16 protein-coding genes are annotated in these 24,398 nt (G+C 72.3%); 6 read left to right on the top strand and 10 right to left on the bottom strand.

Annotation, left to right across the window (positions count from 1 at the left end):
- Positions 1-42 precede the first annotated feature (42 nt).
- Positions 43-471, bottom strand: a complete 429-nt coding sequence (locus tag ACTT8P_RS10365) for a hypothetical protein (RefSeq protein ID WP_442831264.1) — start codon at positions 469-471, stop codon at positions 43-45.
- Between the two features lie 125 nt (positions 472-596).
- Between ACTT8P_RS10365 and ACTT8P_RS10360 the strand changes: the two genes are divergently transcribed.
- The 4 genes from ACTT8P_RS10360 (at position 597) to ACTT8P_RS10345 (ending at position 5,019) form a co-directional block, all read left to right on the top strand.
- A complete protein-coding gene (locus tag ACTT8P_RS10360; protein WP_442831263.1) occupies positions 597-1,109 on the top strand; it encodes a tetratricopeptide repeat protein in 513 nt (170 codons plus the stop codon).
- Positions 1,110-1,174: 65 nt separating this feature from the next.
- Entirely contained in the window at positions 1,175-3,103 is a 1,929-nt protein-coding gene (locus tag ACTT8P_RS10355; protein ID WP_442831262.1) for a hypothetical protein, read from the top strand.
- A gap of 95 nt (positions 3,104-3,198) precedes the next feature.
- Entirely contained in the window at positions 3,199-4,245 is a 1,047-nt protein-coding gene (locus ACTT8P_RS10350; RefSeq protein ID WP_442831261.1) for a PDR/VanB family oxidoreductase, read from the top strand.
- A gap of 57 nt (positions 4,246-4,302) precedes the next feature.
- A complete protein-coding gene (locus ACTT8P_RS10345; RefSeq protein ID WP_442831260.1) occupies positions 4,303-5,019 on the top strand; it encodes a TetR/AcrR family transcriptional regulator in 717 nt (238 codons plus the stop codon).
- Between the two features lie 26 nt (positions 5,020-5,045).
- On the opposite strand, the gene ACTT8P_RS10340 is transcribed toward ACTT8P_RS10345, so the two are convergent.
- The 8 genes from ACTT8P_RS10340 to ACTT8P_RS10305 form a co-directional block, all read right to left on the bottom strand.
- Positions 5,046-5,399, bottom strand: a complete 354-nt coding sequence (locus ACTT8P_RS10340) for a 5-carboxymethyl-2-hydroxymuconate Delta-isomerase (RefSeq protein ID WP_442831259.1) — start codon at positions 5,397-5,399, stop codon at positions 5,046-5,048.
- A gap of 52 nt (positions 5,400-5,451) precedes the next feature.
- Complete coding sequence (pulA, locus tag ACTT8P_RS10335; RefSeq protein ID WP_442831258.1) at positions 5,452-10,869, bottom strand: pullulanase-type alpha-1,6-glucosidase; 5,418 nt, start codon at positions 10,867-10,869, stop codon at positions 5,452-5,454.
- Between the two features lie 135 nt (positions 10,870-11,004).
- On the bottom strand, positions 11,005-12,384 hold the full coding sequence (locus tag ACTT8P_RS10330) for an alpha-amylase (RefSeq protein WP_442831257.1): 1,380 nt from the start codon (positions 12,382-12,384) through the stop codon (positions 11,005-11,007).
- Positions 12,385-12,504: 120 nt separating this feature from the next.
- Entirely contained in the window at positions 12,505-13,458 is a 954-nt protein-coding gene (locus ACTT8P_RS10325; RefSeq protein ID WP_442831256.1) for an ADP-ribosylglycohydrolase family protein, read from the bottom strand.
- A 100-nt stretch (positions 13,459-13,558) separates the two neighbouring features.
- Positions 13,559-15,238, bottom strand: a complete 1,680-nt coding sequence (locus ACTT8P_RS10320; protein WP_442831255.1) for a glycoside hydrolase family 13 protein — start codon at positions 15,236-15,238, stop codon at positions 13,559-13,561.
- 145 nt (positions 15,239-15,383) lie between these two features.
- A complete protein-coding gene (locus tag ACTT8P_RS10315; protein WP_442831254.1) occupies positions 15,384-16,286 on the bottom strand; it encodes a sugar ABC transporter permease in 903 nt (300 codons plus the stop codon).
- Positions 16,287-16,296: 10 nt separating this feature from the next.
- The gene (locus tag ACTT8P_RS10310) at positions 16,297-17,304 is read right to left on the bottom strand and encodes a carbohydrate ABC transporter permease (protein ID WP_442831253.1); all 1,008 of its coding nucleotides are present in this window, start codon (positions 17,302-17,304) and stop codon (positions 16,297-16,299) included.
- Positions 17,305-17,423: 119 nt separating this feature from the next.
- Positions 17,424-18,692 carry an extracellular solute-binding protein gene (locus ACTT8P_RS10305; protein WP_442831252.1) on the bottom strand — a complete coding sequence of 423 codons (1,269 nt, stop codon included), beginning with the start codon at positions 18,690-18,692 and terminating at the stop codon, positions 17,424-17,426.
- 378 nt (positions 18,693-19,070) lie between these two features.
- Here ACTT8P_RS10305 and ACTT8P_RS10300 point away from each other — a divergent pair, with 378 nt between their 5' ends.
- Positions 19,071-20,105: a LacI family DNA-binding transcriptional regulator gene (locus ACTT8P_RS10300; protein WP_442831251.1), complete on the top strand. Its 1,035-nt coding sequence runs from the start codon at positions 19,071-19,073 to the stop codon at positions 20,103-20,105.
- Between the two features lie 109 nt (positions 20,106-20,214).
- On the top strand, positions 20,215-21,090 hold the full coding sequence (locus ACTT8P_RS10295; RefSeq protein WP_442831250.1) for a phosphatase PAP2 family protein: 876 nt from the start codon (positions 20,215-20,217) through the stop codon (positions 21,088-21,090).
- A gap of 282 nt (positions 21,091-21,372) precedes the next feature.
- Here ACTT8P_RS10295 and ACTT8P_RS10290 read toward each other — a convergent pair whose 3' ends face one another.
- Positions 21,373-24,369, bottom strand: coding sequence for a bifunctional [glutamine synthetase] adenylyltransferase/[glutamine synthetase]-adenylyl-L-tyrosine phosphorylase (locus ACTT8P_RS10290; RefSeq protein ID WP_442831249.1), 2,997 nt, complete (start codon positions 24,367-24,369; stop codon positions 21,373-21,375).
- Between the last annotated feature and the right edge of the window lie 29 nt (positions 24,370-24,398).

Here is a 24,398-nt window from a genome sequence, read left to right as displayed (position 1 = left end):
CGGGCCGGTGGCGGGTTCCCCCGTCACCGGCCCGCCCGGCGTTCAGTCCCCGTGTCCGGTGTGCCCGGCAGCGTGTCCGCCGTGGCTCGCGCCCTGCTCCAGGGTGCCGCCGAGGGCGGCGCGCAGGCCGGCCACCACGTCCTGGTGGCCGACCGCCACCCACTTGCGGCCGACGAGGTAGTAACCGCCGTAGTCCTTGGCCGTGTTGATCCACTCCCGCTGGCCGCGGTCGGTGGCGAAGGTGGCGAGGACGTACCGCTCCTCGCCCTGCTCGCAGATGGCCTGCCGGATCTCGTCGGCGTCGGTCTGGAGATCGGGTTCGCAGCGCGCCTCGGCGGCCAGGTGCTCCAGGCTCCCCGTCGCCGTCGGTGGCACGGCCGCCGCGTCGTCCGTGCCTTCGCCACAGCCGGCCAGCGCCAGCAGCGCCACCGCTCCGGCGCACGCGAGCACCGGTCGTCGGGTCAGCCTCATGTGTTCCTCCGGTCCCTTCCGGCGACATGCCGCACGGAGCCCCCGGCCGGGGCTCTCGCCATCGGTACGGCCGCACGGCCCGAAGTACTCAAGGGGCGCGGGCGACTTCGTGCGGGGGTGGGGCCATGAACGCCGACTGGGACGACCGCACCACCGCCGCCTGGGCCGCCTTCGACGCCGACCCCGGCCAGGACCCGGCCGCCTTCCGCGCGGTGATCGAGGCGCTGGTGTGCGAACTGCCCGCGGACAGCCCGCTGGTCCCGTTCGAGCGGGCCTGCGCCTGGGACTCGACCGGCCACTCCGACCGGGCGGTAGCGCTGTACCGGGAGGCACTGGCCGGCGGCCTGAGCGAGCTGAGCCCCTACCGGGGCCGCCGGGCGAAGATCCAGCTGTCCAGCTCGCTGCGGAACACCGGCCGGGCGGCGGCGGCCGTGGCGCTGCTGACCCCCGAACTGGACGCTCCCCACGACGAGTTGAACGACGCGGTACGGGCCGTCCTGGCCCTGTGCCTGTCCGCCCTGGGCCGCGACCGCGAGGGCCTGGCGCTGGTACTGGGCGCCCTCGCCCCCCATCTGCCGCGCTACCGCCGCTCGATGGCGAACTACGCGCGACAGCTCACGGAGCCGGCGGCCCCGTAGCCCCTCCGGCCCCCGGTGATCCGGTGCCCCGGTGACCATCCGCCGGATCGCTCGTTGCGCTGGGTGTGCCGTCACAGGATCTCGCCCCGCGCCCCGCACCGTCCGCCGACGACCCGGTCGTCGGCGTCGAACAGGCCGAGGCCGCGCTCGTCGAGCACTATCCCCGGCTGGTCCGGCTCGCCTACCTGGTGCTGCCGCCCGGCCTGAACCGCACCCGGCGGGTCCTGACCGCGCACGCCCTGGTCCAGCGCGCGCTGCCGCGCGGCCGTACCGCGGCCCCCGCGATCCCGGCGCAGGCCGACGGCCGGGCCGGCGACCCCGGGTACGCCCTGGTCCGGCTGCGGGTGGTGACCACGGCGCTGGCCGCGGGCCGGCCACTGCGCCGCCGGGCCTGGCCCAGCCGCTCCCAGCTGCCGCCACTGCTCCCCCGGGTCTGGGGCCTGCGGGTCTTCCCGCGCCCCGGCGGCGCCGACGAACTCGCCCTGGACCGGGCCCTGTCCGCGCTCACCGGCCCGGGCCGGGCCGCGTACACCCTGCGCGGTCTGGAGGGACTGTCCGACCCCGAGGTACGGCAGGTGCTCACCGACTCGGACGTGACCGACCCGTCGGCGGCCCTCACCGAGGCCGACTCGGTCCCGGCCGGCCCGGAGCGGCACGCGCTGCTCTCCTCCCCCGAGTTCGACCCCTGTTCCCTCCAGGCCCGGCCGACCGATCTGATGCGGCGCCGGCAGCGGCTGCGGGTCGCGCTGGCCGCCGGCGCGGTGCTGGCGGCGGGCGGGGCGCTGCTCGCCCTGCCCGGTGCCGGCTGGGGCCCGGACGGCGCCGCCGCCCCGCCGTACGCGCAGAACGAGTCGGCGCGGGCCGCCCTCGACCCCGCCCGGCTGACCACGGTCTCCGCCACCGCCTGGCGGACCTCCGCCCGCACCGACTTCTCGGTGTGGCCGGCGCGCGGCGACCGCACCGGCGACCGCGCCCTGCTGCGCCGCGCCCTGGCCGTCTGGGCCCGCCCCGGCGCGAAGGTACGCGTCTCCGCCACGCCGGGCACCCCCACCGGCGGCCCGGCCGGCCCGCCCCAACTCCTCTACGCCGGCACCGTGGACGCCGCCCGGGTGGTGATCCTCCACGACGGTCTGCGCGTCGTCCGCTACGCCGAGCCGAAGGACGGCACCGCCGGCGCCGCCCTCGACCTGGCGCGCACCGACGCGGCCGGACGGGACGCGGCGACCGCGGTGGTGCTGGGCCGGGCGGACGGCAACGTGCGCTATCTGACCGCGCCCTGGGTGACGAAGGCCGCCGAGCGGGACCTGACCGAGCCGGACTCCGGCGCGCGCGGTCTGGCCCTGACCGACGGTGTGACCGCACCGCTGGCCAGCCCGGTCCAGCGGCCCGGCGACTGCGGCTCCTGGACCGCCCTGGAGCTGACCGACGACGCCACCACCCGGCTGCTCAGCGACCTGGGCGAACTGGTCCCGGCCCGCCTCACCACCGGCCGGCCCGGCGCCGAGCGGGACGTGTCCGACGCGAAGGCGCGCGGCGCCTGGTCGCCGTACGCCTGCTCGCTGGGGACGGTGCGCGGGCAGGGGGTGCGGGCGGTGAACGCCTGGGAGTTCGCCGCGCAGCCGCTGCCGCACGCGACCGGGACGGCGACGTGGGTGTGCACCCGGGCGGAGACCTGGCGGGGTACCGGGGCGCGGGTGCTGGCCCAGTTCCACACGCCGGGCGGCCGGTACGGGACGGTCGTGGCGAAGGCCCAGGACGTCCCGGCGTGCGGCGAGCGCGCGCCGCAGGTGCTGGCCGGGGTGCTGTGGAAGTCGGCGAAGCACGGCTGGTACCTGCTCTCCGCCGGCAGCGACGACCTGACCTCGGTCCGGGCGTCGGGCGGCATCGACGCCGAGGCCGAGGGCCACGTACTGGAGACCGAGGCGGAGCAGGGGGCGCATGCCGAGCTGACGGGCACGCTGGAGGACGGCCGGACGGTGAAGGGGCTGCGCTAGGGCCTGTTCGCGAACGTGGCGCTTTGCTGACAACCACGTCAACAAGTCTTGCCGCAGGGGTTCCCCGATCCCCTACCCGTCAGTACATTGACGCAATGTCCAACAAGCGGATGACGATGACGGTCATGGCCGCCGCGGCCGGTGCCGGTGCCGCGCTGCTGCTGCGGCGCCGGGTACGGAAAGCACCCACCGCCGCGCCGGCCCCGAAGCCCGCCCCCGCGGCCGGTGAACTGCCCCTGCTGGTCACGGCGCACGAGCGGATCGCCGCCGGGGTGGCGCTGCTGCGCCTGGAGGGGCACGATCTGCCCCGCTGGACCCCCGGGGCCCACCTCGACCTGGTCCTGCCGTCCGGGCTGGTACGGCAGTACTCGCTGTGCGGCGACCCGGAGGACACCTCCTCCTACACGGTGGCCACCCGGCTGGTGGCGGACGGGCGCGGCGGCTCGCGCGAGGTGCACGAGCAGGTGCAGGAGGGCACCGAACTGCGGGTGCGCGGGCCCCGGAACCGCTTCCCGCTGGTCGAGGCGGCCTCGTACGTGTTCGTGGCGGGCGGGATCGGCATCACCCCGCTGCTGCCGATGGTGCGGTCGCTGCCCGAGGGGACCAAGTGGCGGCTGCTGTACGGCGGCCGGTCGCGGGCCGCGATGCCGTTCCTGGAGGAACTGGCCAAGCTGGACCCGGACGGCGACCGGATCACGGTGGTCGCCGAGGACGAGGCGGGACTCCCCGACCTCGACGCGTTCCTCACCGGCCTGCCCGAGGACACCGAGGTCTACTGCTGCGGCCCCGAGCCGATGATGGCGGCCGTCGCCGAGCGGATGCCGCCCGGCCGGGTCCCGCACCTGGAACGGTTCGCGCCACGCGGCGCGGCGGGCGGCGCCGGGGAGTTCGAGGTGGAGCTGCGCCGCAGCGGCCAGGTCCTGACGGTGGGCCCCGACACCTCGATCCTGACCGCCGTGCGCGCGGAGCTGCCGCGCACCCCCTACTCCTGCGAGCAGGGCTGGTGCGGGACCTGCCAACAGCGGGTGCTGGCGGGGGAGATCGACCACCGGGACGAGCTGCTGACGGACGCGGAGCGCGGTGACTCGATGTTGATCTGTGTCTCGCGCGCCCGAGGTGAGCGACTCGTGCTGGACATGTGAACACCGCTGTCCGGTCCGGCCCGTATCTCGGCCGGATCCGATCGGTAAGGTGTTCGTATGACTACCGGGGTACGCCGCAGGATGGGCGTGGAGGAGCGGCGGCAGCAGTTGATCGGGGTCGCCCTCGAACTCTTCAGCCGCCGCTCTCCCGACGAGGTCTCGATCGACGAGATAGCGTCGGCCGCGGGCATCTCGCGCCCGCTCGTCTACCACTACTTCCCCGGCAAACTCAGCCTGTACGAGGCCGCGTTGCGACGCGCCGCCGATGACCTGGCGGGCCGGTTCACGGAACCGCCCGAGGGCCCGCTGGGCGCCCGGCTGCTGCGGGTGATGGGCCGCTTCTTCGACTTCGTGGCGGAACACGGTCCGGGCTTCTCGGCCCTGATGCGCGGCGGCCCGGCCGCCCCCACGGGCGCGGCCTGCGCCATGACCACCGCGTCGAGCACCAACGCCCTGATCGACTCGGTACGGCAGGCCGCGTACGAGCAGATCATCGCCCACCTGCGGGTCCCCGAGCCCCCCGCCCGGCTGGAACTGGTGGTCCGGTCCTGGATCTCGCTGGCCGAGTCGACGGCGCTGCTGTGGCTGGACGGGCGGCGGGTGCCGCGGGCCGAACTGGAGGTGCAGCTCGTCCACGACTTCGGCGCCCTGCTGGCGGTGAGCGCCGTCCACGACGAGGCGACGGCCGCGCTGCTGCGCCGCGTCCTGGAGAGCGAGCCGGCCGACGGCCCGTTCGCGGAACTCGTCGGCCGGCTGGCCGGGCTGATCGCCTAGAGCCTGTCGTCCGACCAGGTCAGGCTCTAGACCACGGCCTTCTGGTAGGACGCGTCCAGCTCCCGCACCTCGGCGGACAGGTGCAGGGTGTCCCCGGTCGTCGACCGCGCGTGCTTGCGCAGCAGTTCCACGACCCGTTCGGTGAGCAGCGCCTTGGTCTCCTCGGTGCGTCCCGGGAGCAGGGCGATCGTGACGTTCACGATGGCGTGGTGCTCGCGCTCGCCGCCGACCACCTCGTCCTCGGTGCGCAGCACCCGGGTCTTGCACGCCTCCGGACGGGCCGCCGCCGTCTCGACGACCACCGTGTGCAGGTCGAGCGCGAACTCCGCCCAGTCGACGTGGTCGAGGCCCGGGGAACGCTCGACGGTGATCTGCGGCATGGGTGCTCCTGTTCTGGCGTACGGGACAGGAGCACCCTAACCGCAGGACCGGTCAGCCGGCCCGGGTGAAGACGGCCACCGTGCGGGCCGGGACGGTGAAGGTGCCCGCGGCGTAGGTGGCGTCCTTCACCACCGCGTCCGACCCGGCCGCCTGCACCGGGTGCAGGCGGTAGTCGGTGCCGGCCGCCGCGTCGATCCGCTGGTCCTGGGTGTCCGGGGTGGCGTTGAAGACCACGACGAGGTCACCGAGGGTCATGGTGAGCACGCCCGGGGTCTCGGCCGTACCGGACAGCGGGAAGGCGAGGCGGGACTGGACCTGCTCGGTGGAGGCGAGGGAGAAGTCCGCCTCCGTCGTACGGATGGTCAGCAGGTCCCGGTAGGCCGCCGAGGTGCCCTCGATCCCCGGGCAGCCGACCCGGACCGAGCTGAGCAGCGGTCCGGCGTACGGCCACTTGGACTCGTTGTCGGCGGCCATCGGCAGGCCGCGGCCGAAGCCGTTGCCGTCGGCGCAGTTCCAGTGGATGGCGTTGAACCAGTCGCCGCTGTCGTAGGAGTTGCGGTCCAGCGACTTGGAGCGCAGCAGGTCGGTGCCGGCCTGGGAGAGCGCCGGGCCCTGCGAGAGGGCGGCGGTGGCCAGCGCGAGGATTTGCATCCGGGCCCGGTCGTCGGCCGAGGTGCCGGCCGGCAGTTTGTAGGTGAGGGCGTCGAACAGGGACTCGTTGTCGTGCGCGTCGGCGTAGGCGAGGGCGTCGCCGGGGGCCGCCGCGTAGCCGGCGGGGGCGCCGTTGTAGTCGACGTCGGAGCCCTTGACCTGCTCGCCGGCGGTGTCGGTGAAGGTGTAGTCGGCCAGGTTGCCGGTCAGACCGACCTTGATCAGGTCCTGGTAGTGCAGGAGGCGGGCCTTCTGCTCGGCCGGGGTGCCGTTCGCCGCCGAGCCGTTGGGGTCGGTGTACAGACCGGAGGCGAAGCCCTGCACGCCCGGGTCCTCGTCGAAGGGTCCGCCGCCGCGTACGGCGTCGCGGGCCCGGTCGGAGAAGGTGGCGATGCCGGTGCCGGCCATGTTCGCCTGCGTGGCCTGTACGAAGCGGGCGTCGTCGGCGACCTCGCCGAAGTTCCAGCCCTCGCCGTACAGGATGATCTTCTTGCCGTCCACGCCGTCCTCGGCGAGGGTGAGCGCGTCGAGGGCCTCGCGGACCGCCAGGATGTTGGCCTTGGGGTGGTGGCCCATGAGGTCGAAGCGGAAGCCGTCGACCTTGTACTGCTTGGCCCAGGTGACGATCGAGTCGACGACGAGCTTGCCCATCATGGCGTTCTCGGTGGCGGTGCCCGCACAGCACGTGCTGTTCGCCACCGAGCCGTCGGCGAGCAGCCGCTGATAGTAGCCGGGCACGATCCGGTCCAGGACGCTCGTCCCGGCCTGCCCACTGGCCGCCGTGTGGTTGTAGACGACGTCCATGACGACCCGCAGCCCGTCCTCGTTCAGCGCCTTGACCATCTCGCGGAACTCGACGGTCCGGGCCGTGCCGTCCGGGTCGGTGGCGTAGGAGCCCTCGGGGACCGTGTAGTGGTACGGGTCGTACCCCCAGTTGTAGGCGTCCCGCGCGGCGGCCTTCGCCACGCACTCCTGCTGCTTCGCCGAGTCGGCGGGCAGGGCGGCGAGGTCGCAGTCGACGGTGGCCTGGTCGGCGGTCCGCTCCGGGATCGTCGCGATGTCGAAGACGGGCAGGAGGTGCACGTACGAGGTGCCGGCCTTCGCCAACTCGCGCAAGTGCTTCGAGCCGTCGCTGTCCTGGTCGGTGAAGGCCAGGTAGGTGCCGGGGTCCGAGGCCGTCCGGTCCGCGACGGAGAAGTCCCGGACGTGCAGTTCCTGGATCTGGGCGTCGCGCAGGGCGACGGCCTTCGGCTTCGTGTACGTGGTCCAGTCGGCGGGGGCCAGGGACTTGTCGGCGAGGTCGACGACGAGGCTGCGCTTCGAGTCGGCGGTGAGGGCGACGGAGTACGGGTCGGTCACCTTGTTGGTGACGACCGCGCCCGCGTCGGGTGCCCAGACCGTCACGGCGTACCGGTAGGGCTTGTGCTGCCAGGACTTGGGGCCGGTGACGGACCAGACGCCGGTCCGGTCGTCCCGGTGCATGCGGGCGGTGCCGCCGCCGATCTCGAGGGAGACGTGCTGGGCCGTCGGGGCCCAGACGGAGAGGGTGGGGCGGCCCTCGCGGTCGAAGACCGGACCGAGGTCCGCGTCGGTGGCCTCGGGGTAGAGGTCGTCGAGGGCGCCGGCGATCTGTACCCCGGTCGCCGCGAGCACCGCCCCGTTGGCGGCCAGCTGCGAGGCGACGACCTGGCCACGCAGGGCCTCGCGGACCCGGCCCTGGTCACGGGGGTCGACGGACCAGGCGGTGTACTCCTTCAGGTGCGGGTACTTCGCCTGCTGGGCGTCGGTGAGGGTGGTTTTGGTCAGCCGGAGCCAGCGCTCGTCGGTGCTGGTCAGCACGCCGCCCTCGGCCTTGAGGGAGCCGGTGGCGGAGTAGCGGAGCTGGGTGGAGGCGGCGGCGTCCGAGCCGGTCCAGGCGACGGTGTTCCGGTCGATCCAGACCGCCTTGGACGTGGTCAGGTCGACGGCCGCGGCCGAGCCGGCCGGCTGCGGCAGCAGGTACTTCTCCGCGCCGCCCATCAGCCACACCTCGTGGCCGTTGGCCGTGAGGTCCAGGGTCTGGTCGGTGGGGAGGTCCTTCTCGTCGCCGTTGTGCAGGATGTAGCTGAGGCTGGTGGCACCCTCGGTGAGCGGTACCTCGTAGACCGCGCCATAGGAGTCAGTGTCCACCGGCTGAAGGGGCTTCGACCAGTCGGTGGGGTTCGCGGCGCCGGACCAGACGTGCAGTCCCCAGCCGGCGTAGTCGCCGTCGGCGCGGTGGTAGTGGAGTACGGCCTTGGTGGTGTCCTGGGCCGGGTAGTCCGGCCGTTCGGTGATGACCTTCTCCTCGCCCTGCTTGATCCACACCTCGCCGGTCGCCGTGACGTCGATGGTGCGGTCGGCGGCGACGTCCTTGGTGCCGTCCTTGTCGACGACGAGGAAGGAGACGTTCGAGGCGCCCGGCTTCAGCTTGACGTAGGCGAAGGCGCCGTAGGCGTCCCGGCCGGTGAAGGGGTGGCCGGCCGGCCAGGTGGTCGCCTCGCCGTCGGACAGGTCGCCCCAGGCGTACAGGTTCCAGTCGGCGTAGTTCCCGTCCGGGCGCTGGTAGTGGACGATCGCGTAGTCCCGGGAGGCGGCGGTGGGGACCTCCGCGGCGGGCGGGGTGCCGGTGGTGGAGGCGGCCGTCGCGCTCGCGGTGCGGCCGGCCGAGTCGACGACGACCGCCTTGTAGCGCAGGGCGGTACCGGCCGGGGTGTCCGCGTCGATGGTGTCGGTGACCCGGTAGGGGGCGTGGTCGGCGGAGCCGAGGGTGCGCCACTGGCCGTCGCCGGTCTGGGCGGCGAAGACGACCCGGTTCAGCTGACCGCCGGTGACGTCCGCCGTCAGCTCCACGGTGCCGGTGGCGCCGGGGTCGGGGGCGGTGAGGGTGACGGTGGGCTTGGTGGCGGGGGCGGCGAGCTTGCCGGTGGCCTTCAGGACGACGGCGGAACCGGCCGGGACGGTGACGGTGAGCTTGTTGTCGGCGTCGGTGCGGGCGGTGGCGTCGGTGCCGTAGACGCCCCGGAAGGACATCCGGGGGGAGCCGGTGGCGAAGGTGGCCGTCTTCTCCCGCGCCGCGTTGTTGAAGGCGACGACGTACTCGGTGCCGGTGCCGGGGTCCGTGCGGGACACCGCGTAGACACCGGCGCCCTCGGCCGCGTACCGCTCGGTCTGGACGCCGTCGGTGAGCGCCGGGTTGGCCTTCCGGAGCTTGGCGAGGGCGCTGATCTGCCGGTAGAGCGGGGCGCTGGTGTCGTAGGCGTCCTCGGCGTGGGTGCGGTCGGTGCCGAGCTGGTCGTCGTCGAGGTAGTCGGCGGTGCGGGAGGCGAACATCGGCTGGCGGGCGTCCTTGTCGCCGCCCGCCCCGGTGAAGCCCTGCTCGTCGCCGTAGTAGACGACCGGGTTGCCGCGGCTGAGGAACATCAGCTCGTTGGCGAGCTTCGCCTTCCTCAGCAGTTCGGCGTCGGTGGCGTCGGGGTCGTCCTGCTTGAGGAAGGAGCCGATCCGGCCCATGTCGTGGTTGCCGAGGAAGGTGACCTGTTCGTAGGCGTTGGCCTTGTCGGTCGTGTACGCGTAGTCGTCGGCGAAGACCGAGGCGAGCTTCTGGGCGCTGCCGCCCTGCGAGGCGTAGGCGCGGGCGGCGTCCTGGAAGGGGAAGTCGAGGGTGGCGTCGAGGCGGCCCTCGGTGACGTACGGGGCGGTGACGGAGGTGTCGGCGGAGTAGACCTCGCCGAACATGAAGAAGTCGTCCCGGCCCCGCTTGGCGGCGTAGGCGTCGAGCGCGGTGGCCCACTGGGTCCAGAACTCCATGTCGACGTGTTTCACGGTGTCGATCCGGAAGCCGTCGATGTCGAAGTCCCGCACCCAGCGCTGGTAGATCTTCTCCATGCCGCTGACCACCTCGGGACGCTCGGTCCACAGGTCGTCCAGGCCGTTGAAGTCGCCGTACTCGGCGGACTCGCCGGCCCAGGTGGAGTCGCCGCGGTTGTGGTACATCGTGGGGTCGTTGAGCCAGGCGGGGACCTTGGCGTCGCTGGTGACCTGGGGCGTGTACGGGAAGGAGTCGGCGTCGACGGCGGGGAAGTCCGCGGAGGTGTCGGCGTCGTCGAAGGGCTCGCCGTCCTCCGTCAGGTACGGGAACGCGCCCTTGGAGAGGTAGCCGTAGGACTTCTCCGCGTAGTCGACGACGTCGGCGGTGTGGTTGGTGATGACGTCGAAGAAGACCTTCATGCCCTTGGCGTGCGCCTTGGCGATGAGGGTCTCCAGGTCCTTGTTGGTGCCGAAGTGCGGGTCGACCTGGGTGAAGTCGGTGATCCAGTAACCGTGGTAGCCGGCGGAGGCTCCCCCAGTGCTTAATGCCTGGGAGGTACCCCCGGCTCCCGTGCCCTGCACGGGACGGTTCTTGAAGATCGGCGCCATCCAGATGGCGGTGGTGCCCAGGTCCTTGATGTAGTCGAGCTTCCGGGTCAGGCCCTTGAGATCGCCGCCCTGGTAGAAGCCCTTGTCGGTGGGGTCGTAGCCGGTGGCCAGGCGGGAGCCGGTGAGGCCGCCCTTGTCGTTGCCGGTGTCACCGTTGGCGAAACGGTCCGGCAGGACGAAGTAGAACTGCTCGCGGGTGAGGTCGTTGCGGGCCGCCGTCTTTACGAGCTTCGCGTCCGACGGGGGCGGCGGCGGACTCGCGGCGGTGGCGGCGAGGGGCTGGACCAGCGTCGCCACGAGGGCGGCGACGGTGAGGGCCGCGACCCGCCGGGCACGGGTGGTGGTGCGGCGCCTGCTCGGCGCCGGGCGTCTCGGTATCACCGGTGGAACTCCTTGCTGCTGGCGGCTCGTTCACGGGTCCGACCCCGGCGAGACGGTAGCGCCGCCGCAAGGCTTGCAGCAAGGGCCGTGAAAGTAACGGAAAGACATTTCACGGCCCTTGCGTCGGAGGGGTGCTCAGCAGCTGGACTTACCGGCGTACAGAGCCAGCGCGGTGTTGGCGCCCAGGGTGGCGGTGAACTGGCCGGAGCCGTTCACGCTCACCGTCGTACCGCTCTGGACGTCGCAGTACGTCCCGGCGGGCAGGGAGGTCTGGTAGGTCCGGGACAGCGAGCCGCTCTCGTGGTTGAGGGCGACGAAGCCCTTGGCGCCCCGGCCGAAGGCGATGGCGTCGCCCCCGTTGTCCCACCAGTTGGTGACCGACTCGCCGCGCACGGCGTTGCGGAACGCCACCATCGACTTGATCTCCGGCCAGGCGTGCTGGCACTTCCAGCCGTCCTGCCAGCAGGCGTTCACCGTGCCGCCGCCCGGCGGCCCGGCGTCCGTGCTGGACCACTCGTAGCCGGAGTTGACGTCCGGGGCACCGTAGGGCCAGGCCAGCATGAAGACGTTGGCGAGGGTGTAGTTGGCGCCGTCCTTGTAGTTGAGGGTGGAGCCGCCCCGCTCGGTGTCGTGGTTGTCGACGAAGACACCGGAGACGGAGCTGCTCATGTACCCCCAGCCCTCGCCGTAGTTCTTCAGGTAGGCGAGGTTCTCGTTGTTGAAGACCCGCTTGAGGTCGTAGGCGTACCGGAACTCCTGCACGTCCCCGTTGCCGGTGTACTCGGTGGGCTGGACGGCCTCGCCGGCGCCGTAGATGACCTCCTGCTTCCAGTACACGGACGGGTTGCTGAGCCGGGACTTGATGTTGGCGAGGTCGGCGGCCGGGATGTGCTTGGCGGCGTCGATCCGGAAGCCGTCCACGCCGAGGGAGAGCAGGTCGTTGAGGTACCCGGCGATGGCGCCGCGCACATAGCTCTCGCCGGTGTCGAGGTCGGCGAGGCCGACCAGTTCGCAGTTCTGGACGTTGGCGCGGTCGGCGTAGTTGCTGATCTGCGCGGTGCAGTCGTCGAAGTCGGCCGCCGAGTACAGCCCGGGGTAGTCGTACTTCGTGTACGCCGAGCCGCCGGTGCCGGTGCCGCTGCCCGCGGACATGTGGTTGACGACCGCGTCGGCGACCACCTTCACACCGGCCGCGTGGCAGGTGTTCACCATGGACTGGAAGGCGGCCCGGTCCCCGAGCCGGCCGGCGATCTTGTAACTGACGGGCTGGTACGAGGTCCACCACTGGGACCCCTGTATGTGCTCGGCGGGCGGGGAGACCTGCACATAGCCGTAGCCGGCCGGGCCGAGGGTGTTCGTGCACTCCTTGGCGACCGAGGCGAAGCTCCACTCGAAGAGGACGGCGGTGACGTCCTTGGTGCCGGGGGGCGACGCCTGGGCCGGAGTGGACGGGTTCATGACAAGGGCGGCCGCGGTGAGCGCGGCGGCGCCGAGGAGGAGGGATTTGCGTGCCATGTGGGGGCCCTTCTTCGTTGAAGGCTCTTGCTGCAAGGTTTCTGAAACCTTGCGGTGACGCAGATGTTAAGGGCCCGCCGCCGGAAAGGGCAGTGCTCGGGCGGAAGTTGCGGCGGGATTTCAGTCCGTGCCGTCGCCGAGGCGCCGTGCCAGCCCGATCAGGTCGTCGAGCCGCAGCACACGCCCGCCGAAACCCGGCAGCGGCACATGCAGCGGCTCGGTCCAGCGGGCGGGGATCGCGGCCGGCCCGTGGACGGCTCCGGCCAGTCCGCCCGTCACCGCGGCGACGGTGTCCGTGTCACCGCCGAGGTCGATCGCCGCGCGGACCACCGCCACGAAGCCGGAGGTGGTGTGCACCGCCCAGACGGCCGACCCCAGGCAGGGCCAGACGGCACCGTTGAACTCGGTCGCCTCGTCGGGGTGCCAGCCGGGGTCCAGGACGGTGGCGTAGCGCGGGCGGTGGTCGGGGTGGACCAGGGCCAACGCCTCGGGAACGGCGGCGAGCGGGTCGCCGCCCGCCAGGGCCTGCCGGACCAGTTCGTGGTAGACGGCGGTGCCTTCCCAGGCGGCGCGGTCGCCGTGGGTGAGGGCGGCGATGCGCCGGGCGGCGTCCATGGTGGCCGCCTGCCCGGCCCGCGCGAAGTACACGGCGGAGGTGGCCGCCCGCATGAGCGCGCCGTTGCCCGCCGCGCGCTGGTTGACCCGGAAGTGCGCCGCCGCGGCCGTGTCCCAGGGCATGCCGTTGGTCAGCACGTCCTCGGTCTGGAGCCCGATGTCCTTGGGGTCGGCCGCCGCCCAGCGCCGGAAGCGGTCGAAGACGTCCGGCAGGTCGAGCCCGCCGCGCGCCAGCAGCGACTCCCCCACCAGGACGGCCATCTGCGTGTCGTCGGTGGCCTCCCCGGGGTCCCAGCCACCGCCGCCGCACATCTCGCCGGCCCCCGGCTCGGGGAACCGCCCGGAGAAGGCACCCGCGGGGCCGAACTCGAACGGGGCGCCCAGCGCGTCGCCCACCGCCGCGCCCACGACGGTCGCGACCGCCCGCTCCCCTGCTGTCACCGTCTCCCCTGATCTCACCGTCAGATCGTAGGCCGAAGGGCCCGCCGCCCCGCGAGGAGCGACGGGCCCCGGACCGGGCAGGCCGCGAGGAGCGACGGGCCCGCGACCGGGCAGGCCGTCAGGCCCGGGTCCACCACACCGTGGTGTCCGCCGGCACCTTCGCCTCGCCGTCCGCCTCGGTCACCTCGCCGCTGGCCAGCAGCACCCGCCCGTGCACCGGCACCGTGACCGACTCACCGGTGGTGTTGGCCACGCAGACGAACTCGCCGCGCCGGAAGGCCAGTACGCCCTCCGGGGCGCGCAGCCACTCCACCGCGTCGCCCGCGCCCAGGTCGGGCTGTGCGCGGCGGACGGCCAGGGCCGCGCGGTACAGCTCCAGGGTGGAGCCGGCCACCCCGGTCTGCGCCTCGACGCTCAGCTCGCCCCAGCCGGCCGGCTGCGGCAGCCAGCTCCCGCCGTCCCCGAAGCCGTACGACGATCCGGTACGGGTCCACGGGATCGGCACCCGGCAGCCGTCGCGGAAACCGTCCTGGCCGGCGCCCCGGAAGTAGGCGGGGTCCTGGCGCACCTCGTCGGGCAGGTCGGTGACGTCCGGGAGGCCGAGTTCCTCGCCCTGGTAGACGTACGCCGAACCGGGCAGCGCCAGCATCAGCAGGGTGGCGGCGCGGGCCCGGCGCAGGCCCAGTGCGCGGTCGCCGGGCAGCCGGATCTGCGTACCCAGCCCGGCCGGGTTGGCGAAGCGGGTGGTGTGCCGGGTGACGTCGTGGTTGGAGAGGACCCAGGTGGAGGGGGCGCCGACCGGGCGCATCGCCTCCAGGGTGCGGTCGATGACGCCGCGCAGTTCCTCGGCGTCCCAATGGGTGCTCAGGTACTGGAAGTTGAACGCCTGGTGCAGCTCGTCCGGGCGGACGTAGTGGGCGGTGCGCTCGACCGTCGGCGTCCACGCCTCCGCGACGAAGATGCGTTCGCCGGAGTACTCGTCGAGGATCAGGCGCCACTGGCGGTACACCTCGTGCACGCCGTCCTGGTCGAAGAACGGCATGACATCGTTGCCCAGCAGTTTCAGCTGCTCGTGGTTCCCCAGGTCGGGCAGGCCCGCCGCCTTCACCAGGCCGTGCGCGACGTCGATGCGGAAGCCGTCGACGCCGATGTCCAGCCAGAAGCGCAGGATCGAGCGGAACTCGTCGCCGACCGCCGGGTGCTCCCAGTTGAAGTCGGGCTGCTCGGGGGCGAACAGGTGCAGGTACCACTCGCCGTCCGGGACCCGGGTCCAGGCCGGGCCGCCGAAGATGGACTCCCAGTCGTTGGGCGGCAGTTCGCCGTGCTCGCCCTTGCCGGGGCGGAAGTGGTAGCGGTCCCGCAGCGGGGAGCCGGGGCCCTCGGCGAGGGCCCGCTTGAACCACTCGTGCTGGTCGGAGGAGTGGTTCGGCACCAGGTCGACGATGATCCGCAGGCCCAGCTGGTGGGCGTCGCGGATCAGCGCGTCGGCGTCCAGCAGGGTGCCGAACATGGGGTCGACGGCCCGGTAGTCGGCCACGTCGTAGCCGCCGTCGGCCTGCGGCGAGGCGTAGAAGGGGCTGAGCCACACCGCGTCCACCCCGAGGTCGCGGAGGTAGGGCAGACGGGTGCGGACGCCTTCCAGGTCGCCCATGCCGTCACCGTTGCTGTCGGCGAAGCTGCGCGGATACACCTGGTAGATGACGGCGTCCCGCCACCAGTCGCGGCGCCGGGCGACGGTGGCGACGGCCGATGCGGTCCGGGAAGTGGGGGCCTGGGCTGCGGAGTGCTGCTGGCTCATGTCGTCCTTGGGGCGTGACGGGAACAGGGAAGCGTGGGCGGGGGACGGAAGGAGGCGGTCGCGGGGCTGCGGGGTCGGATGGGCACCGCGACCGCCACCAGTAGGTGGGGCCCGTAGGCCAAGGCCCGCAGGAGGGGCAGCGGGCTCAGCCCTTGGTGCCGCCCGCCGTGAGGCCGGTGACCAGGTTCTTCTGCACGAGGTAGAAGAAGCCGGACACGGGTATGGCGATCAGCACGGCGGTCGCGGCCATCAGGTTGCGCTGCGCGTCGTGCTCGCTGACGAAGCTCTGCAGCCCGACCGCGAAGGTGTACTTGGTGTCGGACAGCATGAACGTCGAGGCGAACGCGACCTCGCCGAAGGCCGTGATGAAGCTGTAGAAGCCGGCCACCGCGAGGCCCGGCCGGGCCAGCGGCAGGATCAGCCGGAAGAAGGTGCCGAACGGCGACAGCCCGTCGACCCGCCCCGCCTCGTCGATCTCGAACGGGATGGTGTCGAAGTACCCCTTGAGCAGCCAGGCGCAGTACGGCACCGCGGTCGAGCAGTAGACCAGGACCAGGCCGAGATAGCTGTCGATCAGCTGGAGCTCGGACAGGATCTGGTACATCGGCACGATGAGCACGGCGATGGGGAACATCTGCGTCAGCAGCAGCACCCACATCAGCTTCCGGTAACCGGGGAACCGCATCCGGGAGACGGCGTACCCGGTGGTCGCGGCGACCATCACGCCGATGACCGTGGTGCCCAGCGAGACGATCAGCGAACTCTTCAGCCACTCCCAGAAGTTGGTGTTCTGGAGGACGAACGAGTAGTTGTCGAACGTCATCTTCCCCCAGATCTCGCCGGGGTGCAGATAGTCGTCCTTGTCCGGGCCGAGGGACAGGAAGACCAGCCAGGCGATGGGGAACAGGGCGATCAGCGAGGCGACGATCAGGACGCCGTGCGAGGCGAGGGCGTTGCCCGCACCGCGCCGGCCGCGCCGCGCCGTGCCGCGCGGGGCGTCGGCCTGCTCCGCCGGACCGGTCGCCGGGGTGACGGTGGTGGTGGTCATGGTGGATGCCTCAGATCGCGAGCTGCTGGTCATCGCGGTTCAGCCAGCGGCGGTAGAAGGAGGTGAAGACGATCAGGACGGCCAGCAGCAGGATGCCGTAGGCGGCGGACTGCGCGAACTCGCGCGGCTGCTGCCCGAAGCCGAGCTGGTAGGCCCAGGTGACCAGGATCTGCGCGTCCGGCGCGGTGTTGCCGAACAGCAGGAAGATGATGGCGAACTGGTTGAAGGTCCAGATGATGCCCAGCAGCACCACCGTCGAACTGACCGACCTGAGCCCCGGCAGCGTCACGTGCCGGAACCGCTGCCAGGCGTTCGCGCCGTCCATCTCGGCGGCCTCGTACAGCGAGGCGTCGATCGACTGGAGCCCGCCGAGCAGCGAGACCATCATGAACGGCACCCCGCACCAGGTGTTGACCATGATGGCGGCGAACCGCTGCCAGAAGGTGTCCTCCAGCCACAGCGGCGTCGGCAGGTGCAGTGCCTCCAGCGCGCTGTTGATGATCCCGCTGTCCGCGAGCATGAACCGCCAGCCGAACACGGTCACGAAGGTCGGCACGGCCCAGGGCAGCACCAGGATCAGCCGGTAGAAGGTGCGCCCGCGCAGGTGCTTCTGGTTGAGCAGCAGGGCCAGGCCCAGGCCGATGCAGTAGTGCAGGGTGACACAGGCGGCCGTCCACACCACCGTCCAGACGAAGTGCGACCAGAAGCGGTCGTAGGCCGTCTCGCCCCACAGGATGTCGGCGTAGTTGTCGAGCCCGACGAACTTGTAGGTGGCCTCGATCTCGTTGACGCCGATGGTGCGCGCCGAGTTGAGGCTGTCGGCGTCGGTGAGGGTGAGGTAGAAGCCGTAGGCCAGCGGGTACAGCACCAGGACGCCGAGCACGACGACGACCGGGGCGATCATGGCGTAGGCGTACCAGTGTTTCTGGTATCCGTATCTCAGACGCGTGCCCCAGCCGGGGCGCGGCGCCTGGTCACCGCGGCGCCTGCCGGTGGCGCGGTCGATGGTGACTGTCATGGTTCGACAACCTTCTCGGAATCCTGCGGATCAAGCGGATCAAGGGGTTCGGCACCTGGGCCGGTGACCGCCGGGTCCCCGTTCCCCCCTGGGACGGGTGGTCCGGCGGTCACCCGGGCTCACTTGCTGAAGTCGGGCACCAGCTTGGTGAACGCGGTCTCGGCGTCGCCCAGCCCCTCGTCCAGGGACTTCTTGCCGCTGGCGATCAGCGGCAGTTCGTCGTCGAGCGGGGTCCACAGGGAGCTGTACTCGGGCAGCGCCGGGCGCGGCTGGGCGGCGGCCAGCACCCCCTGGTAGCCGGCGATGCCCGGGTCGGCCTTCACCTCGTCCGTGTAGGCGTCGTCGCGCGTCGGCAGCGTGGAGTTCTTCAGCGCGACGGTCTCCTGCGACTTCGCGGAGGTCATGAAGTTGACGAACTTCAGCGCGGCCGCCTGGTGCGCCTGGTCGGAGCCGGCGTACACGGACAGGTTGTGCCCGCCGGTCGGCGCCCCCGCCTTGCCCGTCGACCCGGCCGGGACGGTGGCGATCCCCAGGTTGCTCTTGTCCTTGAAGGCGGAGCCCTTGTAGAAGTTGGTGATCTCCCAGGGACCTTCGATGATCGAGGCGACCTCGCCGTTGACGAAGGCGTCCTGCTTGTGCGCGTAGGCGTCGGCGGTGGTGTCGGCCTTGCCCAGGCCCTTGCCGTCGAACAGCCCCAGCCAGGTCTGGTACGCCTTCTTCGCCGCCGCCGAGGCGATGGTGATCTTCTTGCCCGCGGCGTCCACGGTGTCGGTGCCCTCGCCGTACAGGAACGGCTGGCCGTAGTACCCGGCGGTCGAGCCGAGGTACCCGTCGACGCCGGTCTTCGCCTTGATCGTGGCGGCGGCCTGCTTCAGGTCGTCCCAGGTCTTCGGCGCCTCGACCCCGGCCTTGTCGAACAGCTCCTTGTTGTACACGAGCGCGAGGGTGTCGGTGACCAGCGGAACGCCGTACGTCTTGCCCTCGTACTGGGCCTGCTCGATCAGGCTGCTCTGGAACTCGTCCTGGTCGGCGAGGGCCTCGGTGCCGTCCAGCGGCAGGAAGAAGCCCTTCTTGGCGAAGGCGGGCGTCCACCCGACCTCGGCGCGCAGCACATCGGGCGCGCCCTTGCTGCCGGCGGCGGTGTCGAACTTGTTCTGCGCCTGGTCGAAGGGGACGTTGACGAAGTTGACCTTGATGTCCTTGTTGGCCGCCTCGAACTCCTTGACCAGGGCCTGGTACGTCGGCGCCTCGTTGGTCGCGTTGGAGGTGTCCCAGTAGGTGATGGTCACCGGTCCGTCGGCCGAGTCGCCGCTGTCGCTCCCGCCGCAGGCCGTCGCCGCGAGGGCGAGGGACGCCACCAGCGCGGTGGCCGCTATGCCACGCCGCATGAGTTCTCCTTGAGGGTGAAAGCCCGGGTACGCAGGGGCGGTCCCGTCCGCCGCCCCTGTCGACTTGCCGACCGCGCCATCGCCGCCGCCGGGCGACGAGAACGTAACAGCGCTGAAAGCGTTTCGAAAGACCTTGCAGAAAAAAAGTGCAAGAAGTCTCCGACGTTATGCGGGTGTGACCTGCCGGCGACCGTCATGAGACGCTTGTTTGCGGGGGTCGACCGCTCAGCGGCCGGTTGTGCAAGACTCTGCAAGTTCTTGCCGTCAACATCTTGAGGGAGCGCGATGACGCAGCAGCCCGCGCGGGGGCGTCCGACAAGTCGCCCACGGCGACCGATCGGTGGGCAAGCGGCGCACCGCCCGGTACAGTCCACCCCTGTGACCACACGGCTTGCCGACATCGCCGCCCAGGCGGGGGTGAGCGAGGCGACCGTCAGCCGCGTCCTCAACGGCAAGCCGGGCGTCGCCGCCACCACCCGTCAGTCCGTACTCGCCGCGCTGGACGTCCTCGGCTACGAGCGCCCGGTACGCCTGCGCCAGCGCAGCGAGGGCCTGGTCGGCCTGATCACGCCGGAACTGGAGAACCCGATCTTCCCGGCCCTGGCCCAGGTCATCGGCCAGGCCCTGACCCGGCAGGGCTACACCCCGGTGCTCGCCACCCAGACCCCCGGCGGCTCCACCGAGGACGAGCTGACGGAGATGCTGGTCGACCGCGGCGTGGCCGGCATCATCTACGTCTCGGGCCTGCACGCCGACACCAACGCGGACATGCAGCGCTACGAACGGCTGCGCGCGCAGGGCGTGCCCTTCGTCCTGGTGGACGGCTTCTCCCCGAAGGTGCAGGCGCCGTTCATCTCGCCCGACGACCGCGCCGCGATGAACCTGGCCGTCACGCACCTGGCCTCCCTCGGCCACACCCGCATCGGCCTGGCGCTCGGCCCCAAGCGCTTCGTCCCGGTGCAGCGCAAGATCGAGGGCTTCATCCGGGCCGTACAGGACCTGCTGGACCTCCCGCCCGCCCAGATCGAGTCCGAACTCGTCCAGCACTCCCTCTACACCCTGGAGGGCGGCCAGGCCGCCGCCCTCGCCCTGATCGAACGGGACTGCACCGCCGTGGTCTGCGCCAGCGACATGATGGCGCTGGGCGCGATACGGGCGGCCCGGCAGCGCGGCCTGGACGTCCCGAAGGACATCTCGGTCGTCGGCTTCGACGACTCCCCGCTGATCGCCTTCACCGACCCGCCGCTGACCACGGTCCGCAAACCGGTCCCGGCGATGGGCCAGGCCGCGGTACGTACGCTGCTGGAGGAGATCGGCGGGACCCCGGCCCCGCACAGCGAGTTCGTGTTCATGCCGGAGCTGGTGGTCCGCGGCTCGACGGCCTCGGCGCCCCAGGGCCGCCGGCGCGACTGACTCCTTCTCAAGGGGGAGCGGGCACCCTCCGACCGTCGTAGAACATGCGTCCAGAACCCGACGGAGGGATGATCGGTCCAAGAGGGCTTTTCTGGCAGACTCTGTGCCTATGGGTGACACGACCGTGACGACGACGGAAGGCCGCGAAGAGGCCGTTCCGCAGCCGGTCACGGCCCCGGCCCGGCCCGGTCGCCGCAGCCGCCCGCGCACCCCGCGCCGGCCCCGCCTGTGGTTCGAGATCCTGCTGATCGCGCTCAGTTACTGGACGTACTCACTGGTCCGCAACGCGGTACCCGAACAACGCGGTCAGGCCCTGCGCAACGCCGACTGGATCTGGCGCCTGGAACACCAACTCGGCATCGCCGTCGAGCAGTCGGTCAACCACGCCGTGAACTCGGTGACTTGGCTGATCGTGGGCATGAACTACTACTACGCCACCCTGCACTTCGTGATCACCCTCGCCGTGCTGGTCTGGCTCTTCCGCAGCCACCCCGGCCGGTACGCGGCGACCCGGCTGGCCCTCTTCGCGACCACGGGCGTCGCGCTGGCCGGCTACTACCTGTACCCCCTCGCCCCGCCCCGCCTGATGAACGGCGGCGGCTTCATAGACACCGTCATGGTCCACCAGACATGGGGCTCGATGGCGTCCGGCGACCTGAAGAACATGTCCAACCAGTACGCCGCGATGCCGTCCATGCACATCGGGTGGTCACTGTGGTGCGGCCTGACGATCTTCGCCCTCGCCTCGGTGCCGTGGGTGCGGGTCCTGGGCCTGCTCTACCCGGCACTCACCCTGATCGTCATCGTCGCGACGGCCAACCACTTCTGGCTGGACGCGGTGGGAGGTGTGCTGTGCCTGTGCTTCGGATTCCTGGTGGCTTCGGCGTGGTACGGGAAGGTGCCGTACGCGCTGCCGCGGGTGCCGGGGGTTGTACGGGGCGCGGTGACTGTTCCGGCGCCGGGGGGTGGCGCGGCCCGGCGCTGACGGGGTGCCGCCGCGCCCACCCGTGCCGCCCCTGGGGGTACCTCCCAGGCCGTTCAGGCACTGGGGGAGGCACGACTGCCCGCGGTGATGCGGCCTGCACTCGCCGGCCGGGCGGAGTGGGCTGTGGGGGTGTGGCGCAGTCCGCCGCTTAGCTAGGCGCGAGGGACGGGACGGTCGGCCGACGGAAGCCCGCCCGTCCCGCGGCGGACTCGCCACACCCCCACACCCCCACACCCCCACACCCCCGACCCACCCCACACCTGCCGCGTCCCACCCACCCCGTCACGCCCCGTAGAACAACGCCTCCACCACCCCCCGAGCCCGCCGAGCCGACCGCCGATACGCGTCCAGCATGTCCCCGGCATGCCCGTCCCCGTACCCCAGATACCGCCCCACCGCCGCCAGTTCCCGGCTCTCGCTAGGGAACGTGTCCCCGGCCCGCCCCCGCACCAGCATCACCGCGTTCCGCACCCGCGTCGCCAGCACCCACGCCTCGTCCAGGATCCGCGCGTCCTCCTCCCCCACCAGCCCCGCCTCGCGCGCGGCGACCAGCGCCGCCCGGGTCCGCGTGGTCCGCAGCCCCGCCACCTCGTGCCCGTGCCGCAACTGCGCCAACTGCACGGTCCACTCCACGTCCGCGAGCCCTCCCGGCCCCAGCTTCACGTGCAGTTTCGGATCCGCGCCGCGAGGCATCCGCTCCGACTCCATCCGCGCCTTCAGCCGCCGGATCTCCCGCACCGCGTCCTCGCCCAGCCCCGCCCGCGGATACCGCAGCGGATCGACCAGATCGAGGAACCGCCGCCCCAGCTCCGCGTCCCCCGCCACCACCTCCGCCCGCAGCAGCGCGTGCGACTCCCACACCAGCGACCAGCGCCGGTAGTAGGCCGCGTACGACCCGAGCGTCCGCACCATCGGCCCCGACTTCCCCTCCGGCCGCAGGTCCGCGTCCACGATCAGCGGCGGATCGGCGCTCGACACCTGCAGCAGCCGTCGCATCTCCGTGACCACCCGGTTCGCGGCCTCCCCGGCCTCCCGCTCCCCGACCCCGTCCCGGGGCTCGTGCACGAACAGCACGTCCGCGTCCGACCCGTAACCCAGCTCGTGCCCCCCGAACCGCCCCATCCCGATGATCGCGAACCGGGTCGGCAGCTCATCGCCCCAGCCCTCCCGCACCACCGCCCGCAGGGTCCCCGCCAGCGTCGCCGCCGTCAGGTCCGACACCGCCGCCCCCACCCGGTCCACCAACGCCCCGGGATCGGCCACCACCGGCTGCGCCTCCGTCCCGTACGACGCCACGATGTCCGCCGCCGCCGTCCGGAACAGCTCCCGCCGCCGTACCCCGCGCGCCGCCGTCACCCCCTGCACGGCCCCCTCGGCCCGCCCGACCGCCGCGAGGATCTCCGCCTCCAACTGCTCCCGCCCGCGCGGCGCGAGCCCGCCCCCGTCGCCCTCCCCGAGCAGCGCCACCGCCTCCGGCGCCCGCATCAGCAGGTCGGGGGCGAGCCGCCCGGCCGACAGCACCCGCGCGAGGTTCTCCGCCGCCGCGCCCTCGTCCCGCAGCAGCCGCAGGTACCAGGGCGTGTTCCCGAGCGCGTCCGACACCTTCCGGAAGTTCAGCAGCCCCGTGTCCGGGTCGGCCGAGTCCGCGAACCACCCCAGCAGCACCGGCAGCAGCGTCCGCTGGATCGCCGCCTTGCGGGTCACCCCGGACGCCAGCGCCTCCAGATGCCGCAAGGCGGCCGCCGGATCGGCGTACCCGAGCGCCACCAGCCGCTCCCGCGCCGCCTCCGCGCTCAGCCGCGCCTCGCCCGGCGCCAGCGCGGCCACCGCGTCGAGCAGCGGCCGGTAGAACAGTTTCTCGTGCAGCCGCCGCACCACCGCCGCGTGCCGCCGCCACTCCCGCAGCAGCGAGCCGACCGGTTCGGTGCGCAGTCCCAGCGACCGCCCGATGCGCCGCAGGTCGGCCTCGTCCTCGGGCACCAGATGGGTCCGCCGCAGCCGGTACAGCTGGATGCGGTGCTCCAGGGACCGCAGGAACCGGTACGCCTCGTCCAGCTGAGCCGCGTCCACCCGCCCCACGTACCCGCCCGCCGCCAGCGCGTTGAGCGCGTCCAGCGTCGTACCGCTGCGCAGCGACGCATCAGCTCGCCCGTGCACCAGCTGGAGCAGCTGCACCGCGAACTCGACGTCCCGCAGCCCGCCCGGCCCCAGCTTGATCTGCCGGTCGACCTCGGCGACGGGGATGTTCTCCACCACCCTGCGCCGCATCTGCTGCACGTCCGCGACGAAGTTCTCCCGCTCGGCGGCCTGCCACACCAGCGGCTGGAGCGCGGCGACGTACTCCTGTCCCAGCGCGAGGTCGCCGGCCACCGGCCGGGCCTTGAGCAGCGCCTGGAACTCCCAGGTCTTGGCCCACCGCTGGTAGTACGCGACATGGCTGCTGAGCGTCCGCACCAGCGGCCCGTTGCGCCCCTCGGGCCGCAGATTGGCGTCGACGGGCCAGATCGACCCCTCCACCGTGGTCTCCGAGCAGACCCGCATCAGATGCGAGGCGAGCCGCGTGGCCGCCCGCACCGCCGCCGTCTCGTCGGCCCCCTCGACCGGTTCGCCGACGAAGATGACGTCGACGTCGGACACGTAGTTCAGTTCGTGGCCCCCGCACTTGCCCATCGCGATCACCGCCAGCCGGCACAGCGCGGCGTCCGCGGGCGCGGCCTCGGCGGCGATCCGCAGGGCGGCCCGCAGCGTGGCGGTGGCGAGGTCGGCCAGTTCCGCGGCGGTCTCCGCGACGTCGATCGTGCCGCACACGTCCCGGGCGGCCAGCGACAGCAGACAGCGCCGGTAGGCGACTCGCAGCGCGACCGGGTCGGCGGCCCCGCCGAGGCACTCCTCGAACTCCGCCACCCCCGGGTGCAGGTCCCGCGGCTCGTACGTCACCAGCGCCCGCCAGTCCCCGGTGTGCCGGGCGAGGTGGTCGCCGAGCGCCTCGGAGGCGCCCAGCACGCCGAGCAGCCGGTCGCGCAGCGGCTTGGACGCGGTCAGCGTGTCGAGCAGTTCGCGGCGCGCGGCGGGCGCGGGCTGCGCCTCCAGCAGCCGCACCAGGCCGAGCAGCGCGAGGTCGGGGTCGGCGGTGGCACCGAAGGCGTCGAGCAGCACCGGGTCGTTGCGTACGGGGGTCAGCTCGGCGCTGTCCAGCAGCCGCTCGGCGGCGGAGGCGTCCGTGAAGCCGTGCCGCAGCAGCCGTGTGAAGGTACTGCTCCTGCGTCCCGGCGCCGTCATCCCGGCCTCCTGTCGGTCGAGGTCGTCCT

The organism is Streptomyces sp. JW3 (assembly GCF_052216785.1).
GTDB lineage: Bacteria > Actinomycetota > Actinomycetes > Streptomycetales > Streptomycetaceae > Streptomyces.
The sequence above is the reverse complement of the archived record's forward strand: the minus strand, read 5'-3'. Positions and strand labels throughout refer to the sequence as shown.

Excerpts from the sequence above, each read along its gene's own strand:
- ACTT8P_RS10365 (WP_442831264.1), bottom strand. The coding sequence starts at position 471 with ATGAGGCTGACCCGACGACCGGTGCTCGCGTGCGCCGGAGCGGTGGCG.
- ACTT8P_RS10360 (WP_442831263.1), top strand. The coding sequence starts at position 597 with ATGAACGCCGACTGGGACGACCGCACCACCGCCGCCTGGGCCGCCTTC.
- ACTT8P_RS10350 (WP_442831261.1), top strand. The coding sequence starts at position 3,199 with ATGTCCAACAAGCGGATGACGATGACGGTCATGGCCGCCGCGGCCGGT.
- ACTT8P_RS10345 (WP_442831260.1), top strand. The coding sequence starts at position 4,303 with ATGACTACCGGGGTACGCCGCAGGATGGGCGTGGAGGAGCGGCGGCAG.
- ACTT8P_RS10340 (WP_442831259.1), bottom strand. The coding sequence starts at position 5,399 with ATGCCGCAGATCACCGTCGAGCGTTCCCCGGGCCTCGACCACGTCGAC.
- ACTT8P_RS10330 (WP_442831257.1), bottom strand. The coding sequence starts at position 12,384 with ATGGCACGCAAATCCCTCCTCCTCGGCGCCGCCGCGCTCACCGCGGCC.
- ACTT8P_RS10320 (WP_442831255.1), bottom strand. The coding sequence starts at position 15,238 with ATGAGCCAGCAGCACTCCGCAGCCCAGGCCCCCACTTCCCGGACCGCA.
- ACTT8P_RS10315 (WP_442831254.1), bottom strand. The coding sequence starts at position 16,286 with ATGACCACCACCACCGTCACCCCGGCGACCGGTCCGGCGGAGCAGGCC.
- ACTT8P_RS10310 (WP_442831253.1), bottom strand. The coding sequence starts at position 17,304 with ATGACAGTCACCATCGACCGCGCCACCGGCAGGCGCCGCGGTGACCAG.
- ACTT8P_RS10305 (WP_442831252.1), bottom strand. The coding sequence starts at position 18,692 with ATGCGGCGTGGCATAGCGGCCACCGCGCTGGTGGCGTCCCTCGCCCTC.
- ACTT8P_RS10295 (WP_442831250.1), top strand. The coding sequence starts at position 20,215 with ATGGGTGACACGACCGTGACGACGACGGAAGGCCGCGAAGAGGCCGTT.
- ACTT8P_RS10290 (WP_442831249.1), bottom strand. The coding sequence starts at position 24,369 with ATGACGGCGCCGGGACGCAGGAGCAGTACCTTCACACGGCTGCTGCGG.